The sequence below is a fragment of the Kitasatospora sp. NPDC088548 genome, assembly GCF_044753005.1.
Taxonomy (GTDB): Bacteria; Actinomycetota; Actinomycetes; order Streptomycetales; family Streptomycetaceae; genus Kitasatospora.
Window position 1 is genome coordinate 15,080 of the sequence record NZ_JBIVMI010000013.1, and the last position, 21,558, is coordinate 36,637.

The window sequence follows — 21,558 nt, forward strand, 5'->3', positions numbered from 1 at the left end:
AGGCGGGCGCTCCGACCGGCGCCCGCCGAGCGCAGCAGCAGTCACCGACGCAGTCATGAGGCAGGCCATGGGCACCACGCACAGCCCCCGTAGCGACACCCGGGCCCGCATCATCGCGGTCGCACTGGAGCTCTTCGCCGAGCACGGCTACGAGCAGACCTCGCTGCGTGAGATCGCCGACCGGCTCGGTGTCACCAAGGCCGCGCTCTACTACCACTTCAAGACCAAGGACGACATCGTCCACGGCATCGTGCAGAGCATGGCCGCGCCGATCGACGACACCATCGCGTGGGGCCGCGAGCAGCCGTGGACGCCGGAGCTCCGGGACGAGCTGATCCGGCGGTTCGCGGCCGGAATGTCCGAGCGGGCGCCGCTGCTGCGGTTCTTCCACGAGAACCAGCCCGCGCTGCGCGAGTCGCCGGCCGGGCTGGAGTTCAAGGAGCGCATGGTCGCGATGATCCGGCTGGTGCACGGCCCGGACGCGAGCTTCCAGAACCGGCTGCGCGCCGCGATGTCGCTGTTCACCATCAACTCGGCGCTGTTCATGCTCAAGCAGGACATCTCCGAATGCCAGGCGGCGGACCACCCGCAGGACGGCGAGGCGAAGGTGGCCACCCTGGGGGAGGCCATGACGGCCGCGCAGCAGGTCGCGCTGGAGATCGGCGGCCTGATCGGCCACCCGGCCGCGCACGTCTGACCCGCCCGCGCCCGTCCGGTCCACACGTCCGGTCCACACGTCCGACCCGCAGCCGGCTCGTGGCCGCCCGGGCCGCCCCGCGGCGGAGCACACCGAAGGGCGGCCCGACCGGCGAAAGCGCCGGTGACCGGGCCGCCCGGCCACCGGCGCGGTCGTCAGAACCCGGTGACCCCGTGCCCGGAGAGGTACGCGATCGGGTTGATCACCGCGCCGTAGTGGTTGCTGGCACGGATCTCGAAGTGCAGGTGGGGCCCGGTCGAGTTGCCGGTGTTCCCGGACCGGCCGATCTCCTCGGCCGCCGCCACCCGGTCGCCCGTCGACACCGAGACCGACGACAGGTGCGCGTACTGCGCGAAGCGCCCGTCCGCCAGCCGCAGGACGACCTCCTTGCCGTAGGCGCCGTCCCAGCCGGCCGAGACCACGGTGGCGTTCCCGACCGCGAGCAGCGGGGTGCCCGGGGCGACCGCGAAGTCCACCCCGGTGTGATAGCCGGCCGCGTACTCCGGGTTGGCCACGCCGTACGGGTTGCTGGTGGGCGCGCCGGGCACCGGGGCGGACCACTCCGGCGCGGGGGCGGGCGCCGGCTCCGGGGCCGGTTCGGGCGCGGGCGCCTGGTCCTCGGCGGGGGCCGGCTCGGCGGGCACCTCGACGGGTGGCTCGACGGGTGGCTCGACGGGCAGGAGATTCGCGGCGACCGTCACGTACTCCTGTGCCGAGTCCTGCTCGTGCGGCAGCTTGTACGGGCTCGGCCCCGACACCTGGACCAGGCCTGGGGCGGGGGCCGCGCCCTGCGGGGCGGTGAAGGCCGAGCTGCCGGGGGTGGTGGGTATGACCGTCTGGGCCGAGGCGCTGCCCGGGGAAGCGACCAGCAGGGCGCCGGACAGTATCACCGCGGTGGCGCCGACCGCGGTGACGGTGCGGTGCCGGTCGTCCCAGAGCCGGGTGCCGGGCAGGGCGGGAGCGGGCGCCGCGAGTGCGCGCAGCGGTGCGGTATGGGTGCGGACGGCGCGGCCGAGCCTGGGCTGCCAGGCCGCCGCCTGGGCCGCCGTGCGGGCGGCGAGGCGGCGCAGAGCCGGCCCCATGGGCGGGACAGAGGACATCGGTAGCTCAACCTCACGAACGTACGGGGGCAGCACAGGGGCCCGTTCGGGCGTGCTGAGCGGGGGACCACTCAGGTTTAACCGTCACCGAGCGGAGTCCCAAACGGTGTGACCTACTACGGCGTGTAGTCAGCGTTGCGTCGGAGATTCAAGCCGACGGAGTAACGATCATGTGATCCGATCGTCAGTTCACGGCTTTCGTCGCCCCGGCCGGCCACCGCACCGCTCTACTACCGCCGCTCGTATCGGAGCGCGGCGCTGTGACCAGTGCCACCCGCCGCCGGGGTTTGGCCGTCCGCCCGTGTCCGCACCGCTGACCGGACGGTCCCGCTGCGGGACCATCAACGCATGTATGCCAATAGGAGCAAAGAGACCGAAGGCGGCGACCGGCAGAGCATCCAGGACCGCCGCTTCGCCGCACTGCGCGGCTGTGAGCGGCTGCTCTCCGGCGCCCGGCCGCAGAGCCTGCGCGACCGCCTCGCCGCCCTGGCCGAGGAGGGCGCGAGCGTGTACGACCTGGACCGCCGGCCGGACATGTACGGCGACGGCGTGGTCCGGACCCTGGAGTGCCGGATCGCCGGGCTGCTCGGCACCGAGGACGCGGCCTTCTTCCCCACCGGCACCATGGCGCAGCAGATCGCGCTGCGGATCCACGCCGAGGCCGCCGGGCTGCGGACCGTCGCGGCGCATCCGCTCGGCCACACCGAGCAGCACGAGCGGCACGCGCTCAGCGCCCTCAGCGGGCTGCGCAGCGTCTGGCCCACCATCGCGCCGCGTCTGCCCACGGTGGCCGAGCTCCGCGGCTTCGACGAGCCGTACGCCGCCATGATCCTGGAGCTGCCGTTGCGCGAGGCCGGGTTCGTCCTGCCGGACTGGGAGGAACTGGCGGCCGTCGCCGAGGTCGTCCGGGCGGAGCACGGCGCGGCGCTGCACCTCGACGGCGCCCGGATCTGGGAGTCGGTGGTCCATCTCGGCCGCCCGCTGCCGGAGATCGTCGCGCTGACCGACTCGGTCTACGTCTCCTTCTACAAGACCCTCGGCGGGCTCAGCGGCGCCGCGCTGGCCGGCGGGGCCGGCTTCGTCCGGACCGCCAGGACCTGGCGGCACCGGTACGGTGGCCAGCTCTTCCAGCAGTGGCCGGCCGCGCTGGCCGCGCTCGCCGGGCTGGATCGTGAACTGCCGCTCCTGGAGGGGTATGTGACGCATGCGAGGACCGTCGCGGCGGCCCTGGCCGAGGCGTTCGCGGCCGTGCCGGGGGCCCGGGTCCACCCGGCCCCGCCGCACACCCACCAGTTCCAGCTCTGGCTTCCCCACGCTCCCGGGGAGCTGGAGGAGGCGGGTCTGCGGCTGGCGGAGGAGTCGCGGACCGCGCTGTTCGGCGGCTGGCGCGAGAACGGCCTGCCGGGTCTGTCGATGACGGAGGTCACGGTGGCCGCCGACGCCCTGGAGTGGACGGCCGCGGACGTCGCCGAGGCCGCGGCGGCCTTCCTCGCCCTGCTGCCGCGCCGGTCGGCCTGAACAGACGTCCGGCCCGCCCCCGCGCGGTGCGGGGACGGGCCGGACAGGGTGTATCAGTGCTGCCTGGTCACAGGCTGATCGTCACTGCTCGGTTCGATCAGTTGTCGACGGGGCGGACGCGGATCCAGGTCTCGAGGTAGTTCGAGGACTCGTTCTCGACCTCGATGCTGGTGCCGGTCTTGGGGACGATGACGCTGCTGTACGGGTTGTCCGCCGACCAGTACGACTTCAGGTCGCTGAACGAGTCGATGCCCTTGGCCTTCGGGACGACCGTCTCGACGCCGTTCTTGTGCAGGGTCAGGCTGTCGACCTTGCGCGAGCCGAAGGTGGAGTCGTAGCCCTGGATGCGCGGGCGCATCAGGGTGCCGTCGTTCCACTTCAGCGGGGTCGGGTGCGAGTCGATCGGGAGGAGCAGGCCCGAACCCTTGTGGTTGGTGACGTTGTTGTCGCTCTGGGAGGTGTCCCACAGCCAGATCAGCAGACCGGCCTGGTAGGGGTAGTGCTCCACCCAGTTCGGCCTGTCGGCGAAGCCGAAGTTGTACGGGCCGGTCTTCAGGGTCCGGTCGTACGAGATCGGCTGACGGTTCTCGGCGATGTAGTACTGGGCGTAGTCCTGGGTGAACTTGCCGGTGGTCCGCGAGAAGCCGTTGGCGGTCCAGCCGTTGTCACCGTTCTCGGCACCGTCGGAGAAGACGGTGGCACCGTTGGCGGTGACGGCGATGTCGTCCAGGGCCAGGCCCTTGAGGTGCAGGCCGCCGTCCGTGGTGTTGTGGAAGCGGACCTTGATGGCCTTGCCGGCGTAGGCGTCCAGCGGGAAGACCAGGTCGCCCCACTTGTTGCCCGAGGTGCCGCTCAGGGCGGCGTTGTCGGCCGGGTCGTGCGGGAGGGCGACGCCGTTGAAGGTGCCGTCCAGGGCCTTCCAGGTGGCGCCACCGTCGGTGGAGACCTCGCCGTAGGCGTAGTCGAAGTCCTGCTCCAGCTCGTACCAGGCCTTCGCGGTGAGCGAGGCGGTGGTCTTGCCGGTCAGGTCGACGTCGCGGGTCAGCGTGACGTTCAGGTTGTCGGCGCTGCCGCTCCACCACTCGTTGGCACCCGCGTACGGGGTGTTGATCACGGTGGTGACGGGCTTCTTCGGGAGGTCGACGACCAGTGCCTGCGGCAGCTTGGTGTTGAACTCGACCGGGCCGATGTGGTGGGTCGACTCGGTGCCGGCCTTGGCCTTGTCGAACTTCAGCCAGCCGAGCTTGAGCTTGCTCCAGGCGTCGAGGTCGTTCGGCATGTCGCCGATCGAGTTCTTGCCCTCGCCGAGCCAGGAGCCGGAGGACATCAGCGACCAGAAGCCGACCGAGTTGTCGATTCCGCTGCCCGTGGTGTCGTACAGGTCCGGGAGGCCGAGGTCGTGACCGTACTCGTGGGCGAAGACACCGAGGCCGCCGTTCTCGGGCTGCATGGTGTAGTCGCCGATCCAGATGCCGGTGTCGCCGACCGGGGTGCCACCCAGCTTGTTGTCGGACGGGCCGGTGGAGCCGGCCTGGGTGCTGTAGACGTACGAGCGGTGGGCCCAGAGCGCGTCGGTGCCCTGCTTGCCACCGCCGGCCGACTGGTCCTCACCGGCGTGCACGATCTGGAAGTGGTCGATGTAACCGTCCGGCTCGTTGAAGTTGCCGTTGTGGTTGTAGTCGTACCGGTCCCACTGGTCGTACTGCGAGATCGTGGCCTTGATCTGAGCGTCCGTCTGGCCCTTGGCCTTCTGGTCGGCGACCCAGGCGTTGATGCCGTCGCGGATCAGGTCCTGCGCGTTGTTGCAGACGTGCTGGCCGCAGAAGTCCGAGCCGTAACGGGCCTCGTTCCACGGCACCCGCACCCAGTCGGTGACCTGACCGTCCACCGAGTAGCGGCCCGAGGACTGCTTCTCGTAGTAGGTCTTCAGCGAGTCCTGGTTCTTGCTGAAGTACAGGTCCTGGTAGTGCTGCTGGTTGTAGTCGGCCTGCCACAGCGTCGAGTTGTTGGTGGCCGGGTCCGGCTTCTCGATCTGGTTGCGCTGCGGGCCGGGGGTGCCGCCGTACTTGATCTTGCCATCGGCGGTCTTGGTGGTGTTGTCCACCTGGTCGCTGAAGTCGACCAGGATGGTGAAGATCTTGTCCGTGCGCTCACGGGCGAGCTCGACGTACTTGTCCTTGCCGAGCTTGATGCTGCTGCCGCCGCCGTGCTGCTCGATCTTGGCGGTGCCGGCGAGCAGCTGCTCGGTGGCGAGCTTCTGCTCGGCCTCGACCTTCTCGGTCAGCGGGCCCGGAATGTTGTGATCAGTGCTGATCCGAACGGCGTCGGCCGGGTCGTTCGGGACGGGGGCAGAGCCGGCCGCGACGGCCATGCTCGGGAACAGCCCCGCGCCGAGCGCGGCTATGACCGCCCCGGCCGTGGCGGCCGCAGCGGCTTTCCTGGTCATCTTCAACGTTGTGACGTCCTCCCCAAACCGGTCCGGCTCTTGGCCTTCCGGTGAACCAATGAAAGACAGGTGGGACGTATTTGATCCAAGCGGGGGCGGAAAAGATAGACCTTGACCGTGACATGGCCACAGCGCTATGCTCCGCGACTCTCTATCAGCTGACGATCTGTCAATATCTGTAGCGTTAAAGTTGCCTTGAAATCCGGTCGCACGCACACCAGCCCCCGGCCGGGCCCGCCAGCTGCGACTTCGTGGGACGCGTCACGGCTTCCGCGACGCCACGCAAAACGGCCCGGGCCCCTGGCGCGAACGCCAGGGGCCCAGACCGTGTGCTGTTATCTGTTAACTGTTGCTACTTCGTCAGGTCCGGACCCGACGAGGCGACCGCGGCCGGAGTGTCCGCGACCGCGGACTTCTCCTCGCCCCGGAAGGTGAACTTCGCTTCCTTGCCCTCGCCCTCGACCCCGACGACCACGATGTGGCCGGCCCGCAGCTCGCCGAAGAGGATCTTCTCGGAGAGGTGGTCCTCGATCTCGCGCTGGATGGTGCGGCGCAGCGGACGGGCACCGAGCAGCGGGTCGTAGCCGCGCTTGGCCAGCAGCTTCTTGGCCTCGATGCTGAGCTCCAGGCCCATGTCACGGTCCCTGAGCCGACCGTCCACCTTGTCGATCATCAGGTCGACGATCTGGATGATGTCTTCCTCGGACAGCTGGTGGAAGACCACGATGTCGTCGACACGGTTCAGGAACTCGGGGCGGAAGTGCTGCTTGAGCTCCTCGCCGACCTTCGCCTTCATCCGCTCGTACCCGGTGGTGGAGTCGCCCGTGGCCGCGAAGCCCAGGTTGAACCCCTTGGAGATGTCCCGGGTGCCGAGGTTGGTCGTCATGATGATGACGGTGTTCTTGAAGTCGACCACGCGGCCCTGGGAGTCGGTCAGCCGACCGTCCTCCAGGATCTGCAGCAGCGAGTTGAAGATGTCCGGGTGGGCCTTCTCCACCTCGTCGAAGAGGACGACGGAGAACGGCTTGCGGCGCACCTTCTCGGTCAGCTGGCCGCCCTCCTCGTAGCCCACGTAGCCGGGGGGCGAACCGAAGAGCCGGGAGACGGTGTGCTTCTCCGAGAACTCGGACATGTCGAGCGAGATCAGTGCGTCCTCGTCGCCGAAGAGGAACTCGGCGAGCGTCTTGGACAGCTCGGTCTTACCGACACCGGACGGGCCGGCGAAGATGAACGAGCCGCCGGGGCGCTTCGGGTCCTTGAGGCCCGCGCGGGTGCGCCGGATGGCCTGGGAGAGCGCCTTGATGGCGTCCTTCTGGCCGATGACGCGCTTGTGCAGCTCGTCCTCCATGCGCAGCAGCCGCGAGGACTCCTCCTCGGTGAGCTTGAAGACCGGGATGCCGGTGGCGGTGGCCAGGACCTCGGCGATGAGCTCCTCGTCCACCTCCGCGACGACGTCCATGTCGCCGGCCTTCCACTCCTTCTCGCGCTTGGTCTTGGCCTGCAGGAGCTGCTTCTCGTCGTCGCGCAGGGACGCGGCCTTCTCGAAGTCCTGCGCGTCGATCGCGCTCTCCTTCTCGCGGCGCACGTCGGCGATCTTCTCGTCGAACTCGCGCAGGTCCGGCGGCGCGGTCATCCGGCGGATGCGCATGCGCGAACCGGCCTCGTCGATCAGGTCGATGGCCTTGTCCGGCAGGAAGCGGTCCGAGATGTACCGGTCGGCCAGGGTGGCGGCGGCGACCAGGGCGGCGTCCGTGATGGAGACCCGGTGATGGGCCTCGTAGCGGTCGCGCAGACCCTTGAGGATCTCGATGGTGTGCGGCAGCGAGGGCTCGGCGACCTGGATCGGCTGGAAGCGGCGCTCCAGCGCGGCGTCCTTCTCCAGGTGCTTGCGGTACTCGTCCAGGGTGGTGGCACCGATGGTCTGCAGCTCGCCGCGGGCCAGCATCGGCTTGAGGATGCTGGCGGCGTCGATGGCGCCCTCGGCGGCGCCCGCGCCGACCAGGGTGTGCAGCTCGTCGATGAACAGGATGATGTCGCCGCGGGTGCGGATCTCCTTGAGGACCTTCTTCAGGCGCTCCTCGAAGTCACCGCGGTAGCGGGAGCCGGCCACCAGGGCGCCCAGGTCTAGCGTGTAGAGCTGCTTGTCCTTGAGCGTCTCCGGGACCTCGCCCTTGACGATCGCCTGGGCCAGGCCCTCGACCACGGCCGTCTTGCCGACGCCGGGCTCACCGATCAGCACGGGGTTGTTCTTGGTGCGGCGGGACAGCACCTGCATGACCCGCTCGATTTCCTTCTCGCGCCCGATCACCGGGTCGAGCTTGGCCTCGCGGGCGGCCTGGGTGAGGTTGCGGCCGAACTGGTCCAGGACCAGCGAGGTCGACGGGGTGCCCTCGGCGGGCCCGCCGGCCGTGGCCGACTCCTTGCCGCCCCCGGTCTGGTAGCCGGAGAGCAGCTGGATGACCTGCTGGCGCACCCGGTTGAGGTCGGCGCCGAGCTTCACCAGGACCTGGGCGGCGACGCCCTCGCCCTCGCGGATGAGGCCGAGCAGGATGTGCTCGGTGCCGATGTAGTTGTGACCGAGCTGCAGGGCCTCCCGGAGCGACAGCTCCAGGACCTTCTTCGCCCGGGGGGTGAAGGGAATGTGACCGGACGGGGCCTGCTGGCCCTGGCCGATGATCTCCTCGACCTGCTGGCGAACGGCCTCAAGAGAAATCCCGAGGCTCTCCAGGGCCTTAGCGGCGACACCCTCACCCTCGTGGATCAGACCCAGGAGGATGTGCTCGGTGCCGATGTAGTTGTGGTTGAGCATCCGGGCTTCTTCCTGAGCCAGGACGACAACCCGCCGCGCGCGGTCGGTGAACCTCTCGAACATCGTTTATCGCTCCTCAGAGCGGTCGGGCAGTTCGGGGTCGGTCCCCGCCCTGTCCTTCCGCATGCTAGTCCCGCTCAGCGGCGCGGCCCACGGATTCACTCCCCGCTACGGGAGCGAGATGCTGCGCGACCAGCCGACACCAATCCCAACCTGATGCTGGGAGACGGTGTTCCCACAGGTGGGCCGGATGCACCGGATACCGCTACGCCATCGGCGAACAACACCTGCCTCGGCGCAGCCGGACGGCCCCCGGCCGGTCACGCGTACTGCCCCGGGCGGGGTACACGACCCCGTCCACCGGCATTCATACCCGGTATCGGGGTGGTTCTCGCGCAGTTTCCGTGGCGATGGTGTTCGCCTGGCGAGAAGTCGGCCGGCGGTGACGGTGGTTCAGCCGCGGCCGTCGCACCGTCCCGGTGGTGTCCGCGTTACCGCTTCGCCCTTACAGCGTTGCACGGCTCGTGATTGTTCCGCCGCCCGAGCCGGTGCCCCGGACGCCCGGGCCGGCGGCGGGCACCGGGGGCGCACCGCGGGGCGCGGAGGAGATTCCCCCCGCGCCCCGCACGTGTGCCGTGTGACGTCTCACGCGGCCGCCGGAGCCCCGCATCCGCTCCGGCGGTCGGACGGCGCCGGAATCAGGACGCGTTGGCCTTGTCGTAGGCCTCGCGGACGGTGCTCGGCACCCGGCCGCGGTCGTTGACCTCCAGGCCCTGCTCCTTGGCCCACGCGCGGATCTTGGCGGTGTCCGGAGCGCTGCCGGACGGGCGCGGTGCCGTGCCGCGGCCGGGGCGCCGGGCGCCGGCCAGCCGGCCGCTCTGCTTGCGGCCCTTCTCCACATACGGCGCCAGCAGACCGCGCAGCTTGTCCGCGTTGGCGCTCTTCAGGTCGATCTCGTAGGCAACGCCGTCGAGCGCGAACGTCACCGTCTCGTCCGCCGAACCACCGTCGAGATCGTCTTCAAGAATGACCTGCACCCTCTGTGCCACGGGCTTCCCTTTCCGTTAAACGACCCATTGCCTAAGGAAAGGAAAGCGCCTTTCCCCGGAAAACACAAACCCCTGACCGCGCCGGGAGCCGCTCAGAGGTGCAGCAGCATGCGTGAGTTGCCCAGTGTGTTGGGCTTCACCCGCTCCAGGTCCAGGAACTCCGCGACACCTTCATCGTACGAGCGGAGAAGTTCTTCATAGACATCCGTAGCGACCGCCGCCGGGTCTGTCGTACCATCATCGGTTTCCTGGAGCTCATCGATCTCGACGAAACCGTGTTTCGCGAAGAAGGGCACCTCGAACGTCAAGCAGAAAATCCGACGGACGCCGAGCCAGCGCGCGGTCTGCAGCAGCTTCTCCAGAAGGAGGTGTCCCACCCCGTGTCCGCGGCAGGACGGATCCACCGCGAGTGTGCGCACCTCGGCGAGGTCTTCCCACATCACGTGCAGCGCGCCGCAGGCCACCACGGCCCCGTTGTCGTCGCGTTCCGCGACCCAGAACTCCTGGACGGATTCGAACAGGGTGACGGTGGGCTTGTCGAGCAGAATGCCGTCGCGTGAGTAGGCGTCGATGAGCCCGCGTACGGCCCGTACGTCCGTGGTCCGCGCCCGGCGGATGGTGACCTCCATGGCGGGACGCTATCGCGTCGGGCCCGGCGCGGTCTCCTCGGTATCCGGGCTATCCGGATCGGGCGGGAACAGAGCGGCCACCCGCAACGCGTCGCGGAGTGCCTCCCGTTGCTCGGGGGACATCAGGCCGAAGAAGTGCACCAGGGCCGCCGCGGGATTGTCACTGGTGGCCCAGGCATCGTTCATCAGGGCCGCCGTGTAGGCCTCGCGGGACGAGACCGGCTCATATCGATAGGCCCGTCCGGCGCGCTCGCGGCGCAGCCAGCCCTTTCTGTGGAGCTTGTCGAGGACGGTCATCACGGTGGTGTACGCGATATCGCGTTCCGACTGCAGATCCACGAGAACCTCGCGAACCGTCACCGGTCGGTTCCACTGCCACACCCGGGTCATGATGGCGTTCTCAAGTTCGCCGAGTTGCCGGACCATAGTGCGGCCAGGATAGGGAGTGAATGGGGCAAATCTTGTGAAGTACCGCCAAACCGGCGCGCCGCCACCCCCGGAATCGGGAATGGCGGCGCGGTGGTGTTCGCGGACGGCCGACAGGTCAGTCGGCCAGATCCTCCTTGGCCTTCTGGGCTCCGCCCTGGCTGCGGATGATGGCCCGCACCAGGAAGCCGAAGCCGATCGCCATGACCAGCGGCGGGACGATCGCGCTGACGTAGTCCATCAGGTCACTCCTCCTCGGTCTTCTCCGCCGCGGTGGCGGCGGACGCCTTGGGTTCCGGCTTCACCAGCGGGAAGAGCACGGTCTCCCGGATGTTCTTGCCGGTGAGCAGCATGATCAGGCGGTCCACCCCGAGGCCGAGGCCGCCGGTGGGCGGCATCGCGTACTCCAGGGCCCGCAGGAAGTCCTCGTCGACCTGCATCGCCTCGACGTCGCCGCCGGCCGCCAGCAGGGACTGCGCGGTGAGGCGGGCCCGCTGCTCGACCGGGTCGACCAGCTCGGAGTAGGCGGTGCCGATCTCGGTGCCGAAGATCACCAGGTCCCACTTCTCGGCCACGCCCGGGACCGAGCGGTGCTGGCGGGTCAGCGGGGAGACCTCGGTCGGGTAGTCCTTGATGAAGGTCGGCCGGACGGCGTTCTCCTCCAGCAGGCGCTCGACCATCTCCAGCACGATCTGACCGTGGCCCCAGTCCTTCTCGAACGGGATGCCGTGCTCGGCGGCCAGCTCGCGCAGCTCCTCCACCGAGGTCTCCGGGGTGACCTCGGTGCCCAGGCGGGCGGAGATGCCCGGGTAGACGCCGACCTCGTCCCACGGCTCGGCCAGGTCGATCTCGTGCTCGACGCCGTGCGGGTCGAGGCCGCGGATCACCGTGGTGCCCAGCGCGTCCCGGGCGGCGTTGACGATCGTCGCCCGGATCAGCTCGGCCTGGGTGTCGTAGTCGCCGTAGGCCTCGTACGACTCCAGCGAGGTGAACTCGGGGTTGTGGGTGGAGTCCGCGCCCTCGTTGCGGAAGTTGCGGTTGATCTCGAAGACCTTCTCCGCGCCGCCGACCACCAGCCGCTTGAGGTACAGCTCCGGGGCGATCCGCATGAAGAGGTCGATGTCGTACGCGTTGATGTGGGTCTTGAACGGGCGGGCGTTGGCGCCGCCGTGCACCGGCTGCAGCATCGGGGTCTCGACCTCGATGTAGCCGCGCTCCTCGTAGGTGCGGCGGATCGAGCGGACCACCTTGCTGCGCAGGTGCAGGATCTCGCGGGCCTCGGGGTTGACGATCAGGTCGACGTACCGCTGGCGGACCCGGGCCTCCGGGTCGGTCAGGCCCTTGTGCTTGTCCGGCAGCGGGCGCAGGCACTTGGCGGTGAGCGCCCAGCGGTCCACCATCACCGACAGCTCGCCGCGGCGGGAGGTGATCACCTCGCCCTCGACGCCGACCTGGTCGCCCAGGTCGATGTCCGACTTCCAGGCCGCCAGCCGCTCCTCGCCCAGCTTGTCCAGGGAGAACATCACCTGGAGGTCTCCGGTCCCGTCGCGCAGCGTGGCGAAGCAGAGCTTGCCGCCGGTGCGGGAGAGGATCACCCGGCCGGTGATGCCGACCCGCTCGCCGGTCGCGGTGTCCGGGGCCAGGTCGGGGTGCTTGGCGCGGAGATCCGCGATGGTGCTGGTGCGGGGGAAGCCGACCGGGTACGGGTCGACGCCGGCCGCCCGGAGCCGGTCGAGCTTCTCGCGCCGGACGCGCATCTGCTCGGGAAGGTCGTCGGTCGCGGGGATGGGGCTCTGATCGCTCACCCCACAAGGGTAGCCAGCCCCCGTCGGTGCTCCGCCACGGGATATCCGCGTCGCACGCCGAAGGGGGAGACCGCGGGTGCGGTCTCCCCCTCCGGCGGGTGCGGCGGACGGTCAGCCGGTGCCGGTGGCGAGTTCCAGTTCCTCCGGGCCGTCGGTCGGCGGAGCCGGGCGGACCGGGGGCTTGGGGCGGCGGCCGAAGAGCTCGGCGGGGGTGGGCATCCGGTGGGGGCGGGGCTCGGTCGGGGGAGCGGCGGGCTGCTCGGCGGGGGAGTCGGTGCTGCTCATCGGAATCCGTCCTCCAACAGGGGTGGGGAGACTGCGCAGGGGTGCGGCAGGACTCGGTACGGCCATGAGGTGGCGCTGGCCGGTGGTGAGGGCGAGCCGCTCGCGGACGGCGGCCTCGGCCAGCGCGTGGCAGCGCCCGGCGAGCCGGGAACGGCGGACCCGCTCGCCGTGGCCGCACGGCTGACGGGTCAGGCCGCGCAGCGCGGTGAGGTCCTCGGGCCCGGGCAGGTAGCCGTCGGCCACGGCCTCCTCCAGACGTTCCAGGTAGCCGCTGGCGCTGCCGGGCAGCGCCGACCGGTACCGGCCGAGGTCGGCGAGGAGGAAGGCGCGGAGCCGGCCGCCTTCCTGGACGGCTTCGTCGATCGCCTCGGTCAGGCGCAGTGCGTCCTGGACGTCCTCCGCCCACAGTTCGGCGCCCGCGCCGGCGAACGGCAGCGGTCCTTGGAGGTGGACGGGTACGGCGGGGTGCAGGGCTTGGGCGAGGGCGCGGCGCAGCACGCGGACTTCGTCGGCGCTGAAGGCCATGCCGCCGCGCGATCCGTGTGGCGTAGGCATGGGCTGACACTACGTGAGGAATATCCGATTTGTCGGTAGCGTCGCGCCGAATCCGCACGTTCGGCCCGGTGCCGGGGGTCCGGGCCGCGGGTGGGCTGCCCCGTTCGCCGGGATGTGGCGCCCGCCACACGCCGATGGCGTGTCCGCGGGGGGACACGCCATCGGGTGAAGCGGCGGGAGGGCCTCAGCTGGGGCGGTTGCGCTCGTACACCAGGCGCAGGCCGATCAGGGTCAGCCAGGGCTCGTGGACGTCGATGGTGGTCGCCTCGCCGAGGACCAGCGGGGCGAGCCCGCCGGTGGCGATGACCTGGACGTCGTCCGGGTCCTTGGCGAGCTCGCGGGCCATCCGGTCGACCAGGCCGTCGACCTGGCCGGCGAAGCCGTAGAGGATGCCGGACTGCATGCCCTCGACGGTGTTCTTGCCGATCACGTTCCGCGGCCGGGCGAGCTCGATCTTGCGCAGCTGGGCGCCGCGGACACCGAGCGCCTCCACCGAGATCTCGATGCCGGGGGCGATCGCCCCGCCGACGTAGTCGCCGCGGGCGCTCACCGCGTCGAAGGTGGTGGCGGTCCCGAAGTCGACCACGATGCACGGGCCGCCGTACAGGTGGTTGGCGGCCAGGGCGTTGACGATCCGGTCGGCGCCGACCTCCTTGGGGTTGTCCATCAGGACGTGCACGCCGGTCTTGACCCCCGGCTCCACGATCACCGTGGGGACGTCGCCGTAGTAGCGGCGGGCCATCTCACGGAGCTCGTGGAGCACGGCGGGGACCGAGGAGCAGATCGCCAGGCCCTCCACCGCGGCCTCGGCGACCGCGGTGTGGGCGCCCATCAGGCCCTGCAGAAGCACCGCCAGCTCGTCGGCCGTACGGCGTGGATCGGTGGAGATCCGCCAGTGCTCGACCACCTCCTCGCCGTCGAACAGGCCGAGCGTGGTCTGGGTGTTGCCGACGTCGATCGTGAGCAGCATGGGGTGCTTTCTGCGGGTCGGAGCGGGCGGGGTCGAGCTGACCGACAAGCCCTAGGCGCGCAGGTCCAGGCCGATGTCCAGGATCGGCGAGGAGTGCGTGAGCGCGCCCACGGCCAGGTAGTCGACACCAGTCTGGGCGACCTCGCGCGCGGTGGCCAGGGTCAGACCGCCGGACGCCTCCAGCCGGGCCCGGCCGGCCACCAGGTCGACGGCCTCCTTCAGCCGCGGGACGGTGAAGTTGTCCAGCAGGATCAGGTCGGCCCCGGCCTCCAGGACCGGCGGGATCTGCTCCAGGGTGTCCACCTCGACCTCGACCGGCAGCTCCGGGTAGGCGGCCCGGACGGCCCGGAAGGCCTCGGCCACACCGCCGGCCGCCACCACGTGGTTGTCCTTGACCAGGGCGGCGTCGGAGAGCGCCATCCGGTGGTTGGCGCCGCCGCCGCAGCGCACCGCGTACTTCTGCAGCGCGCGCAGGCCCGGGGTGGTCTTGCGGGTGTCGCGGACCACCGCGCCGGTGCCCTCCAGGGCGTCCGCCCAGGCGCGGGTGGCGGTGGCGATGCCGGAGAGGTGGCAGAGCAGGTTGAGCGCGCTGCGCTCGGCGGTCAGCAGGTCGCGGGTACGGCTGCGGACCGAGAGCAGCACCTGGCCGGCCTCGACCCGGTCGCCGTCCTGGACGTGCCGCTCGACCTCGAACTCCTCCTCGCAGACCAGCGAGACGACGGCCTCGGCGATCCGCAGGCCGGCCACCACGCCCGCCTCGCGGGCGGTGAAGTCGGCGGTGGCGACGGCGTCGGCGGGCACGGTGGCGACCGAGGTGACGTCCTCGCCGCCGGCCAGGTCCTCGGCCAGCGCCAGGGTGGCGATGTCCTCGACCTCGACCGGGTCCAGCCCGGCCTCCTCCAGCAGCTCGGCGAGCTGCGGGTCCAGGCCGGTCTCGTAGCCCTCGCCGTCCCCGCAGGCGCAGCCGTCGCCGCAACCGCCCTGGGAGTCGGCCAGGGGGAGTTCCTCGTGGGAGTGGGTCATGGTTCTACTGCTCCTCAGGGGTGCTGACAAGATCGCCGGAGGCGGTGAGGGTGGTGATCAGGTGGCGCCGCCAGTGGGCGTCGTCCCGCTCGGGGAAGTCCTCGCGCCAGTGGCAGCCACGGGTCTCCGCGCGCTGCGCGGCGGCCGTGACCAGGGCGGTGGCGACCAGCAGCAGGTTGGCGGCCTCCCAGGTCTCCACCCGGGGGTCGGCCGGCTTCGCCTCGGCGGCGTCCGCGTACGCCTGCTCGGCGAGCAGCGCCAGCCCGGCCGCGGAGTCGGCCATCGAGGTGGCCGAGCGCAGCACGCCCGCGCCGCGCGACATCAGCCGCTGGATCTCGGCGCGTGCCTCGGGAGCGGGCAGCGGCACCGGGTGCGCGGCGCGCGCCGCGGCCACGTCCACCGACCGCTCGGGCAGCTCGCCGGCCCGGTGGCGGGCGATCAGGTCGGCGGCGATCCGCTCGGCGAAGACCAGGCCCTCCAGCAGCGAGTTGGAGGCCAGCCGGTTGGCGCCGTGCACCCCGGTGCAGGCCACCTCGCCGCAGGCGTACAGGCCGGGCACGGTGGTGCGGCCCCGCAGGTCGGTGTGGACGCCGCCGGAGGCGTAGTGGGCGGCCGGGGCGACCGGGATCGGCTCGGTGACCGGGTCGATGCCGTGCGCGCGGCAGGAGGCGAGGATGGTCGGGAACCGCCGCTCCCACATGTCGGCGCCGAAGTGCCGCCCGTCCAGGTACATGTGATCGGTGCCCTGGAGCTGCATCCGCCGGGTGATGGCCTTGGCGACGATGTCGCGCGGGGCCAGTTCGGCCAGCTCGTGCTGCCCGACCATGAAGCGCGTCCCGTCGGCGTCGACGAGGTGGGCGCCCTCGCCGCGGACCGCCTCGGAGACCAGCGGCTGCTGGCCCTCGGCGTCCGGTCCGAGCCAGAGCACGGTCGGGTGGAACTGGACGAACTCCAGGTCGGCGGCGGCGGCGCCGGCCCGCAGGGCGAGCGCCACGCCGTCGCCGGTGGAGACCGCCGGGTTGGTGGTGGCGGAGAAGACCTGGCCCATGCCGCCGGTGGCGAGCACCACCGCGCGGGCCCGGATGGCGCCGACGCCGTCGCGCTGGCCCTCGCCCATCACGTGCAGGGTGAGGCCGGCCGCGTGGCCGTCGGCGTCGGTCAGCAGGTCGAGGACGAGCGCGTGCTCGATCAGCTCGAGGTCCGGGTCGGACCGCACGGCGGAGACCAGGGCGCGCGATATCTCGGCACCGGTGGCGTCCCCGCCGGCGTGCGCGATCCGGCTCCGGTGGTGGCCGCCCTCGCGGGTGAGCAGGATCTCGCCCTCGGCGTCGCGGTCGAACGCCGCGCCGGTGGCGATCAGATGGCGGACGGCCTCCGGGCCCTCGGTGACGAGGACCCGGACGGCCTCCTCGTCGCAGACACCGGCGCCGGCCACCAGGGTGTCGTCCAGGTGCTGCTCGGGGGTGTCGCCCTCGCCCAGGGCGGCGGCGATGCCGCCCTGGGCCCACCGGGTGGACCCGTCGTCCAGCATCGCCTTGGTGACCACCGTGGCCCGCAGGCCGGCCTTGCGGACGTTGAGGGCGACGGTGAGGCCGGCCACCCCGGAGCCGACCACCACGACGTCGGTGGTGGCCGTCCAGCCGGGGGCGGGGGCGGTGAGGCGGTGCGTGACGGACATGGCGTTCAGTGGCTCCTTCAGCGCGCGGTCGGGGCCGCGCCGTTGCGGTCACCGTACGCGCCCCCGGCCCGGCGGCCGGGGGGTGCCCCCAGGTCGCCGCGGACCAGCCCGGTGCCCTCCCCGGCCTCGGCCGGGTCGCCGCCCAGGCCGGTGATCCGGTTGCGGTCGTCCACGAAGACGACCCTGGGCAGGTAGCCCTTGGCCTCGGCGGTGTCCATCTGCCCGTAGGCGATCAGGATGACCAGATCGCCGGGGTGGACCAGGCGGGCGGCGGCGCCGTTGATGCCGATCACGCCGGAGCCGCGCGGGCCGGCGATGGTGTAGGTCTCCAGCCGGGCGCCGTTGTTGATGTCGACGATGTGGACCAGCTCGCCGGGAAGCAGGTCGGCGGCGTCGAGCAGGTCCTCGTCCACCGTGACCGAGCCGACGTAGTGCAGGTCGGCCTGGGTCACCGTGGCCCGGTGGATCTTGGACTTGAGCATGGTGCGGAGCATGGGGTCACGCCTCCTGTGAGTGCATGCCTGAGGGGTGCTGCTGCGTTATCGGACGATCATGCGGACGTTGTCGATCAGGCGGGTGGTGCCCACCTTCGCGGCCACGGCCAGCACCGCCTCGCCCTGGAAGCCGTCCGCCGCCTCGGTGAAGTCGTGCGGGTCGACCAGGGCGAGGTAGTCGAGGGTGACGCCTCCGGCGGCGTCGAGGACGGCCGCGGCCGCCTCGCGCACGGCCTTCGGGCCCTGCGCGGCCACGTCGCGGCCGGCGAACAGCGCCTTGGAGAGGGCGAGCGCGTGCTCGCGGTCCTCGGCGGAGAGGTACCGGTTGCGGGAGGACCGCGCCAGCCCGTCCTCCTCGCGGACGGTCGGCACGCCGACGATCTCGACGTCGAAGTCCAGGTCGGCGGTCATCCGCTGGACGATCGCCAGCTGCTGGGCGTCCTTCTCGCCGAAGAAGGCGTAGTCGGGGTCGGTGATGTGCAGCAGCTTGGCGACCACGGTCAGCACCCCGTCGAAGTGGCCGGGCCGGGTGGCACCCTCGTAGCGCTCGCCCATCGGGCCGGCCGCCAGGCGCACCTGCGGCTCGCCGTTCGGGTAGACCTCCTCGACGGACGGCGCGAAGACCACGTCGGCGCCGTGCTCCTCGGCCAGCCGGACGTCCTCGTCCAGGCTGCGCGGGTAGCGCTCCAGGTCCTCGCCGGCGCCGAACTGCAGGGGGTTGACGAAGACCGTGACGGCCACCCGGCCCTCGTGGCCGACCTGCTTGCGGGCGGCCCGGATCAGCGCGGCGTGGCCCTCGTGCAGCGCGCCCATGGTCATCACGACCGCGTTGTCGACCGGCTGCTCGTCCGGCCAGAAGGCGGCCTCGAAGTCGGCGACGGTGTGGGTGACGACGGCCCGGTGGACCTTGGGTGCCCGCTGCGCCTTGCCGGGCTGCTTGCCGCGTGCCATCAGTGCTTCTCCTCGTTCAGTACGTCCAGCAGCGCCGCCGCCGACGCTTCGTCGATCGTTCCGTTGGCGAGCGCCCGCTGGGCGGTGGCCCTGGCCATCGCCCGGTAGGCCGCCGGGATGTCCGGGGACACCGTACTGAGCTGCGCCAGGTGGCGCCGTACGGTGCCCGCGTCGCCCCGGGCGACCGGGCCGGTGAGGGCCGCGTCGCCGGAGCGCAGGCTGTTGTCCAGGGCGGCGCCGAGCAGCGGGCCGAGCAGCCGTCCGGGCTCGGCGACGCCGGCCGTGCGCAGCAGCTCCAGCGCCTGCGCGACCAGCGTGACCAGGTGGTTGGCGCCGTGCGCGAGGGCCGTGTGGTAGAGCGGGCGGACGCCCTCCGGCACCCACTCGGGCTCGCCGCCCATCTCGACCACCAGCGCCTCGGCGACCGGGCGCAGCTCCTCGGGGGCGGTCACGCCGAACGGGCAGCCGGCCAGCCGGGCGAGGTCGACGGAGGTACCGGTGAAGGTCATCGCGGGGTGCAGCGCGAGCGGCAGCGCGCCGGCCCGGGTGGCGGGCTCCAGGACGGCGACGCCGTGCGCGCCGGAGGTGTGCACCACCAGCTGGCCGGGGCGGACGGCGCCGGTCGAGGCGAGGCCGGCGACCAGGTCGGCGAGGGCGTCGTCGGGGACGGTGAGCAGCACCAGGTCGGCGGCGGCGAGCACCTGCGGCGGGGTGACGATCCGGACGCCGGGCAGCAGCGCCTCGGCGCGGCGGCGGGAGGTGGCGGAGACCCCGGAGGCGGCGACCACGCGGTGCCCGGCGAGCTGGAGGGCGGCGCCGAGGGCGGGGCCCACCCGGCCGGTGCCGACCACGCCGACGGAGAGCCGGGCCGGGCGGTTGCCGGGGTCGGTGGGGTCGCCGAAGCCGTCGGGGAACGGGGCGGGGTCGCCGAACGCGGGGAAGTCGGCACTGTCGGACGTGCTCACGGCCAGGCCCTCGTCCTCACTCTCCGTTCCGGTCCTCCTCGGGTACCGGACGTACCGGCCCATTCTACGGCCGGGCCCGGCGGCCCCGGGCCGGGATCAGTCCGAGGCCCCGGCCCGGATCAGGCCCGCCTCGTAGGCGAGGACCACGGCCTGGACCCGGTCGCGCAGGCCGAGCTTGGCCAGGATCCGGCCGACGTGGGTCTTCACGGTGGCCTCGGAGAGGACCAGCCGGGCGGCGATCTCGCCGTTCGACAGGCCCTGGGCGACCAGCAGGAAGACCTCGCGCTCGCGCTCGGTGAGCGGGCCGAGGGTGTTCGGGCCCGGCGCGTTGTGCGGGGTGGGCAGCACCTCGGCGAAGCGGTCGATCATGCGGCGGGTGGTGGTCGGGGCGACCACCGCGTCCCCGCCGTGGACCGCCCGGATCGCGGCCACCAGCTCGGTCGGCGGCACGTCCTTGAGCAGGAAGCCGCTGGCGCCGGCCTTGAGCGCGGCGAAGGCGTACTCGTCGAGGTCGAAGGTGGTGAGGATGAGCACGTGCGGGGCGTCCGGCAGTGGGCTGCCGTCCTCGGCGAGGCAGATCCGGCGGGTGGCCTGCACCCCGTCCAGGCGGGGCATCCGGACGTCCATCAGGATCACGTCCACCTCCGTGTGCCGCAGCTTCTCCACGGCCTGCGCGCCGTCGCCGGCCTCGGCGACGATCTCGATGTCGCCCTGCGACTGGAGGATCATCCGGAACCCGGTGCGCAGCAGCTCCTGGTCGTCGACGAGCATCACGCGGATGGTCAAGGTGGCTCCTAGGGGGCGCGGCGGCGGGGTCAGTGGGCTGCCTTGAGCGGCAGTACGGCGCGGATCCGGAAGCCGCCGCCGGGGCGGGGGCCGATGTCCAGGGTGCCGCTGACCATACCGACCCGCTCCCGCATGCCGATCAGGCCGTGGCCCTGGCCGTCGGTGCCACCGGAGGACAGCTGCTCGTCGGTGGTGCCGCGGCCGTCGTCCTCGATCAGGACGGCCAGCTCGCGCTCGCCGAAGTCGACCGCGACCCGGGCGTGCACGTCGGGGCCGCCGTGCTTGCGGACGTTGGTCAGCGCCTCCTGGACGATCCGGTAGACCGTCAGCTCGACGCCGCGCGGCAGTTCACGCGGGTCGCCGGAGGTGGCGAAGTCCACCTGGAGGCCGGCCGTGCGGACCTGGTCCAGCAGCTCGGGCAGCTCCTCGACGCCGGGCTGCGGCATGTACTCGTCGGCGGTGTCGGCGGTGCGCAGCACGCCCAGCAGGCGGCGCATCTCCACCAGGGCCTGGCGGCCGGTGGAGGCGATCGTGCTGAGCGCCTGCTTGGCCTGCTGGGGCGAGTTGTCCAGGACGTACGCGGCGCCGTCGGCCTGGACGATCATGACGGAGACGTTGTGCGCGACCACGTCGTGCAGCTCGCGGGCGATCCGGGCGCGCTCGGCGGCGACCGCCACCTTGGACTGGGCGTCGCGCTCGCGCTCCAGCCGGGCGGCGCGGTCCTCCAGCTCGACCAGGTAGGCCCGGCGGACCCGGGTGAGCCGGCCCCACGCCCAGCAGAGGATGAACGGGGTGCTCATCAGGAGCGTGATGACGACCGACTCGCCCAGGTGGTACGGCTGCTGCAGGATGTTGCCCTCGCCGTCGAGCTGTGTCTTGGTCGGGTGGAGCCGCCAGAAGACCAGCGGTCCGGCCGCCAGCCCGGCCGCCAGCGCCAGCCGGGACACCCAGGTGGAGGCGAACGCGGCACCGGTGTAGGCGAAGACCAGGTACGCGATGCTGGAGATGGCGGGATCGACGTCCAGCGCGACCTGGCCGACGCCGATCGCGGCGGCGGTGGCCACGGTGGCGTCGGGCCACCGGCGCCGGACGACCATCAGCAGCGGGAGGACCACCGCGATGGCGAGCTGGACGCCGTACCGCCAGCCGTGGTTGCTGCCGTTGTCCGGCAGTACGCCGAGGAAGAGCACGATCGACGCCCAGGCGGCGTCGACCACCATGGGGTGACGGCGGAGCCAGGCGTTGAGTCGATGCACGCCTCAAGGGTAGGCAGCCACCTGGCGTGTTCAGGTCCACCGGGAGGGCGATCCCGCCTACTCCCTAGGTCGGAGAAGCCCCGGTTCCGGTTGGGCGGGTCGTGGCCGGTCCCGGT

General features: G+C 71.6%; 19 protein-coding genes. 2 read left to right on the top strand and 17 right to left on the bottom strand.

Translation table 11 applies throughout. From position 1 onward, the window contains the following. Positions 1-67 precede the first annotated feature (67 nt). Entirely contained in the window at positions 68-697 is a 630-nt protein-coding gene (locus tag ACIP82_RS18165) for a helix-turn-helix domain-containing protein (protein ID WP_363606041.1), read from the top strand. A 155-nt stretch (positions 698-852) separates the two neighbouring features. Here the strand turns inward: ACIP82_RS18165 and ACIP82_RS18170 are convergent, their stop codons facing one another. Next, a complete protein-coding gene (locus ACIP82_RS18170) occupies positions 853-1,797 on the bottom strand; it encodes a M23 family metallopeptidase (protein WP_400654310.1) in 945 nt (314 codons plus the stop codon). A gap of 348 nt (positions 1,798-2,145) precedes the next feature. On the opposite strand from ACIP82_RS18170, the gene ACIP82_RS18175 reads away from it, so the two are divergent. After that, the gene (locus tag ACIP82_RS18175; protein WP_363606038.1) at positions 2,146-3,315 is read left to right on the top strand and encodes a beta-eliminating lyase-related protein; all 1,170 of its coding nucleotides are present in this window, start codon (positions 2,146-2,148) and stop codon (positions 3,313-3,315) included. Between the two features lie 97 nt (positions 3,316-3,412). Here ACIP82_RS18175 and ACIP82_RS18180 read toward each other — a convergent pair whose 3' ends face one another. The 16 genes from ACIP82_RS18180 to ACIP82_RS18255 all read right to left on the bottom strand — a co-directional run bounded on the left by ACIP82_RS18180 (position 3,413) and on the right by ACIP82_RS18255 (position 21,442). After that, the gene (locus ACIP82_RS18180; RefSeq protein WP_400654313.1) at positions 3,413-5,761 is read right to left on the bottom strand and encodes an immune inhibitor A domain-containing protein; all 2,349 of its coding nucleotides are present in this window, start codon (positions 5,759-5,761) and stop codon (positions 3,413-3,415) included. A 352-nt stretch (positions 5,762-6,113) separates the two neighbouring features. Beyond that, a complete protein-coding gene (locus ACIP82_RS18185; protein WP_363606034.1) occupies positions 6,114-8,633 on the bottom strand; it encodes an ATP-dependent Clp protease ATP-binding subunit in 2,520 nt (839 codons plus the stop codon). Between the two features lie 635 nt (positions 8,634-9,268). Then, the gene (locus tag ACIP82_RS18190; RefSeq protein WP_363606033.1) at positions 9,269-9,619 is read right to left on the bottom strand and encodes an Lsr2 family protein; all 351 of its coding nucleotides are present in this window, start codon (positions 9,617-9,619) and stop codon (positions 9,269-9,271) included. Positions 9,620-9,711: 92 nt separating this feature from the next. Further along, complete coding sequence (locus ACIP82_RS18195) at positions 9,712-10,248, bottom strand: amino-acid N-acetyltransferase (protein ID WP_363606031.1); 537 nt, start codon at positions 10,246-10,248, stop codon at positions 9,712-9,714. A gap of 9 nt (positions 10,249-10,257) precedes the next feature. Then, the gene (locus ACIP82_RS18200) at positions 10,258-10,674 is read right to left on the bottom strand and encodes a BlaI/MecI/CopY family transcriptional regulator (protein WP_363606030.1); all 417 of its coding nucleotides are present in this window, start codon (positions 10,672-10,674) and stop codon (positions 10,258-10,260) included. A 118-nt stretch (positions 10,675-10,792) separates the two neighbouring features. Beyond that, positions 10,793-10,915 (bottom strand): hypothetical protein, encoded by a 123-nt coding sequence (locus ACIP82_RS18205; RefSeq protein ID WP_030304873.1) that lies wholly within the window; start codon positions 10,913-10,915, stop codon positions 10,793-10,795. A gap of 4 nt (positions 10,916-10,919) precedes the next feature. Beyond that, positions 10,920-12,524: a bifunctional lysylphosphatidylglycerol synthetase/lysine--tRNA ligase LysX gene (lysX, locus tag ACIP82_RS18210; RefSeq protein WP_400654548.1), complete on the bottom strand. Its 1,605-nt coding sequence runs from the start codon at positions 12,522-12,524 to the stop codon at positions 10,920-10,922. 66 nt (positions 12,525-12,590) lie between these two features. Beyond that, positions 12,591-13,319: a hypothetical protein gene (locus tag ACIP82_RS18215; RefSeq protein WP_363606026.1), complete on the bottom strand. Its 729-nt coding sequence runs from the start codon at positions 13,317-13,319 to the stop codon at positions 12,591-12,593. Positions 13,320-13,503: 184 nt separating this feature from the next. Further along, the gene (locus ACIP82_RS18220) at positions 13,504-14,289 is read right to left on the bottom strand and encodes a type III pantothenate kinase (RefSeq protein WP_363606025.1); all 786 of its coding nucleotides are present in this window, start codon (positions 14,287-14,289) and stop codon (positions 13,504-13,506) included. Positions 14,290-14,340: 51 nt separating this feature from the next. Then, positions 14,341-15,312 carry a carboxylating nicotinate-nucleotide diphosphorylase gene (nadC, locus tag ACIP82_RS18225; protein WP_400654318.1) on the bottom strand — a complete coding sequence of 324 codons (972 nt, stop codon included), beginning with the start codon at positions 15,310-15,312 and terminating at the stop codon, positions 14,341-14,343. A gap of 4 nt (positions 15,313-15,316) precedes the next feature. Continuing rightward, positions 15,317-16,990, bottom strand: coding sequence for an L-aspartate oxidase (locus tag ACIP82_RS18230; RefSeq protein WP_400654320.1), 1,674 nt, complete (start codon positions 16,988-16,990; stop codon positions 15,317-15,319). A gap of 17 nt (positions 16,991-17,007) precedes the next feature. Beyond that, positions 17,008-17,484, bottom strand: coding sequence for an aspartate 1-decarboxylase (gene panD / locus ACIP82_RS18235; protein WP_400654322.1), 477 nt, complete (start codon positions 17,482-17,484; stop codon positions 17,008-17,010). A gap of 45 nt (positions 17,485-17,529) precedes the next feature. Beyond that, complete coding sequence (gene panC / locus ACIP82_RS18240) at positions 17,530-18,435, bottom strand: pantoate--beta-alanine ligase (protein ID WP_363606020.1); 906 nt, start codon at positions 18,433-18,435, stop codon at positions 17,530-17,532. Continuing rightward, complete coding sequence (locus tag ACIP82_RS18245) at positions 18,435-19,400, bottom strand: Rossmann-like and DUF2520 domain-containing protein (protein ID WP_400654324.1); 966 nt, start codon at positions 19,398-19,400, stop codon at positions 18,435-18,437. Before ACIP82_RS18245 ends, panC begins: the two co-directional genes overlap by 1 nt. Before the next feature lie 96 nt (positions 19,401-19,496). Next, on the bottom strand, positions 19,497-20,186 hold the full coding sequence (locus ACIP82_RS18250; RefSeq protein WP_363606019.1) for a response regulator transcription factor: 690 nt from the start codon (positions 20,184-20,186) through the stop codon (positions 19,497-19,499). A 29-nt stretch (positions 20,187-20,215) separates the two neighbouring features. Then, on the bottom strand, positions 20,216-21,442 hold the full coding sequence (locus tag ACIP82_RS18255) for a sensor histidine kinase (protein WP_400654327.1): 1,227 nt from the start codon (positions 21,440-21,442) through the stop codon (positions 20,216-20,218). Positions 21,443-21,558 lie beyond the last annotated feature (116 nt).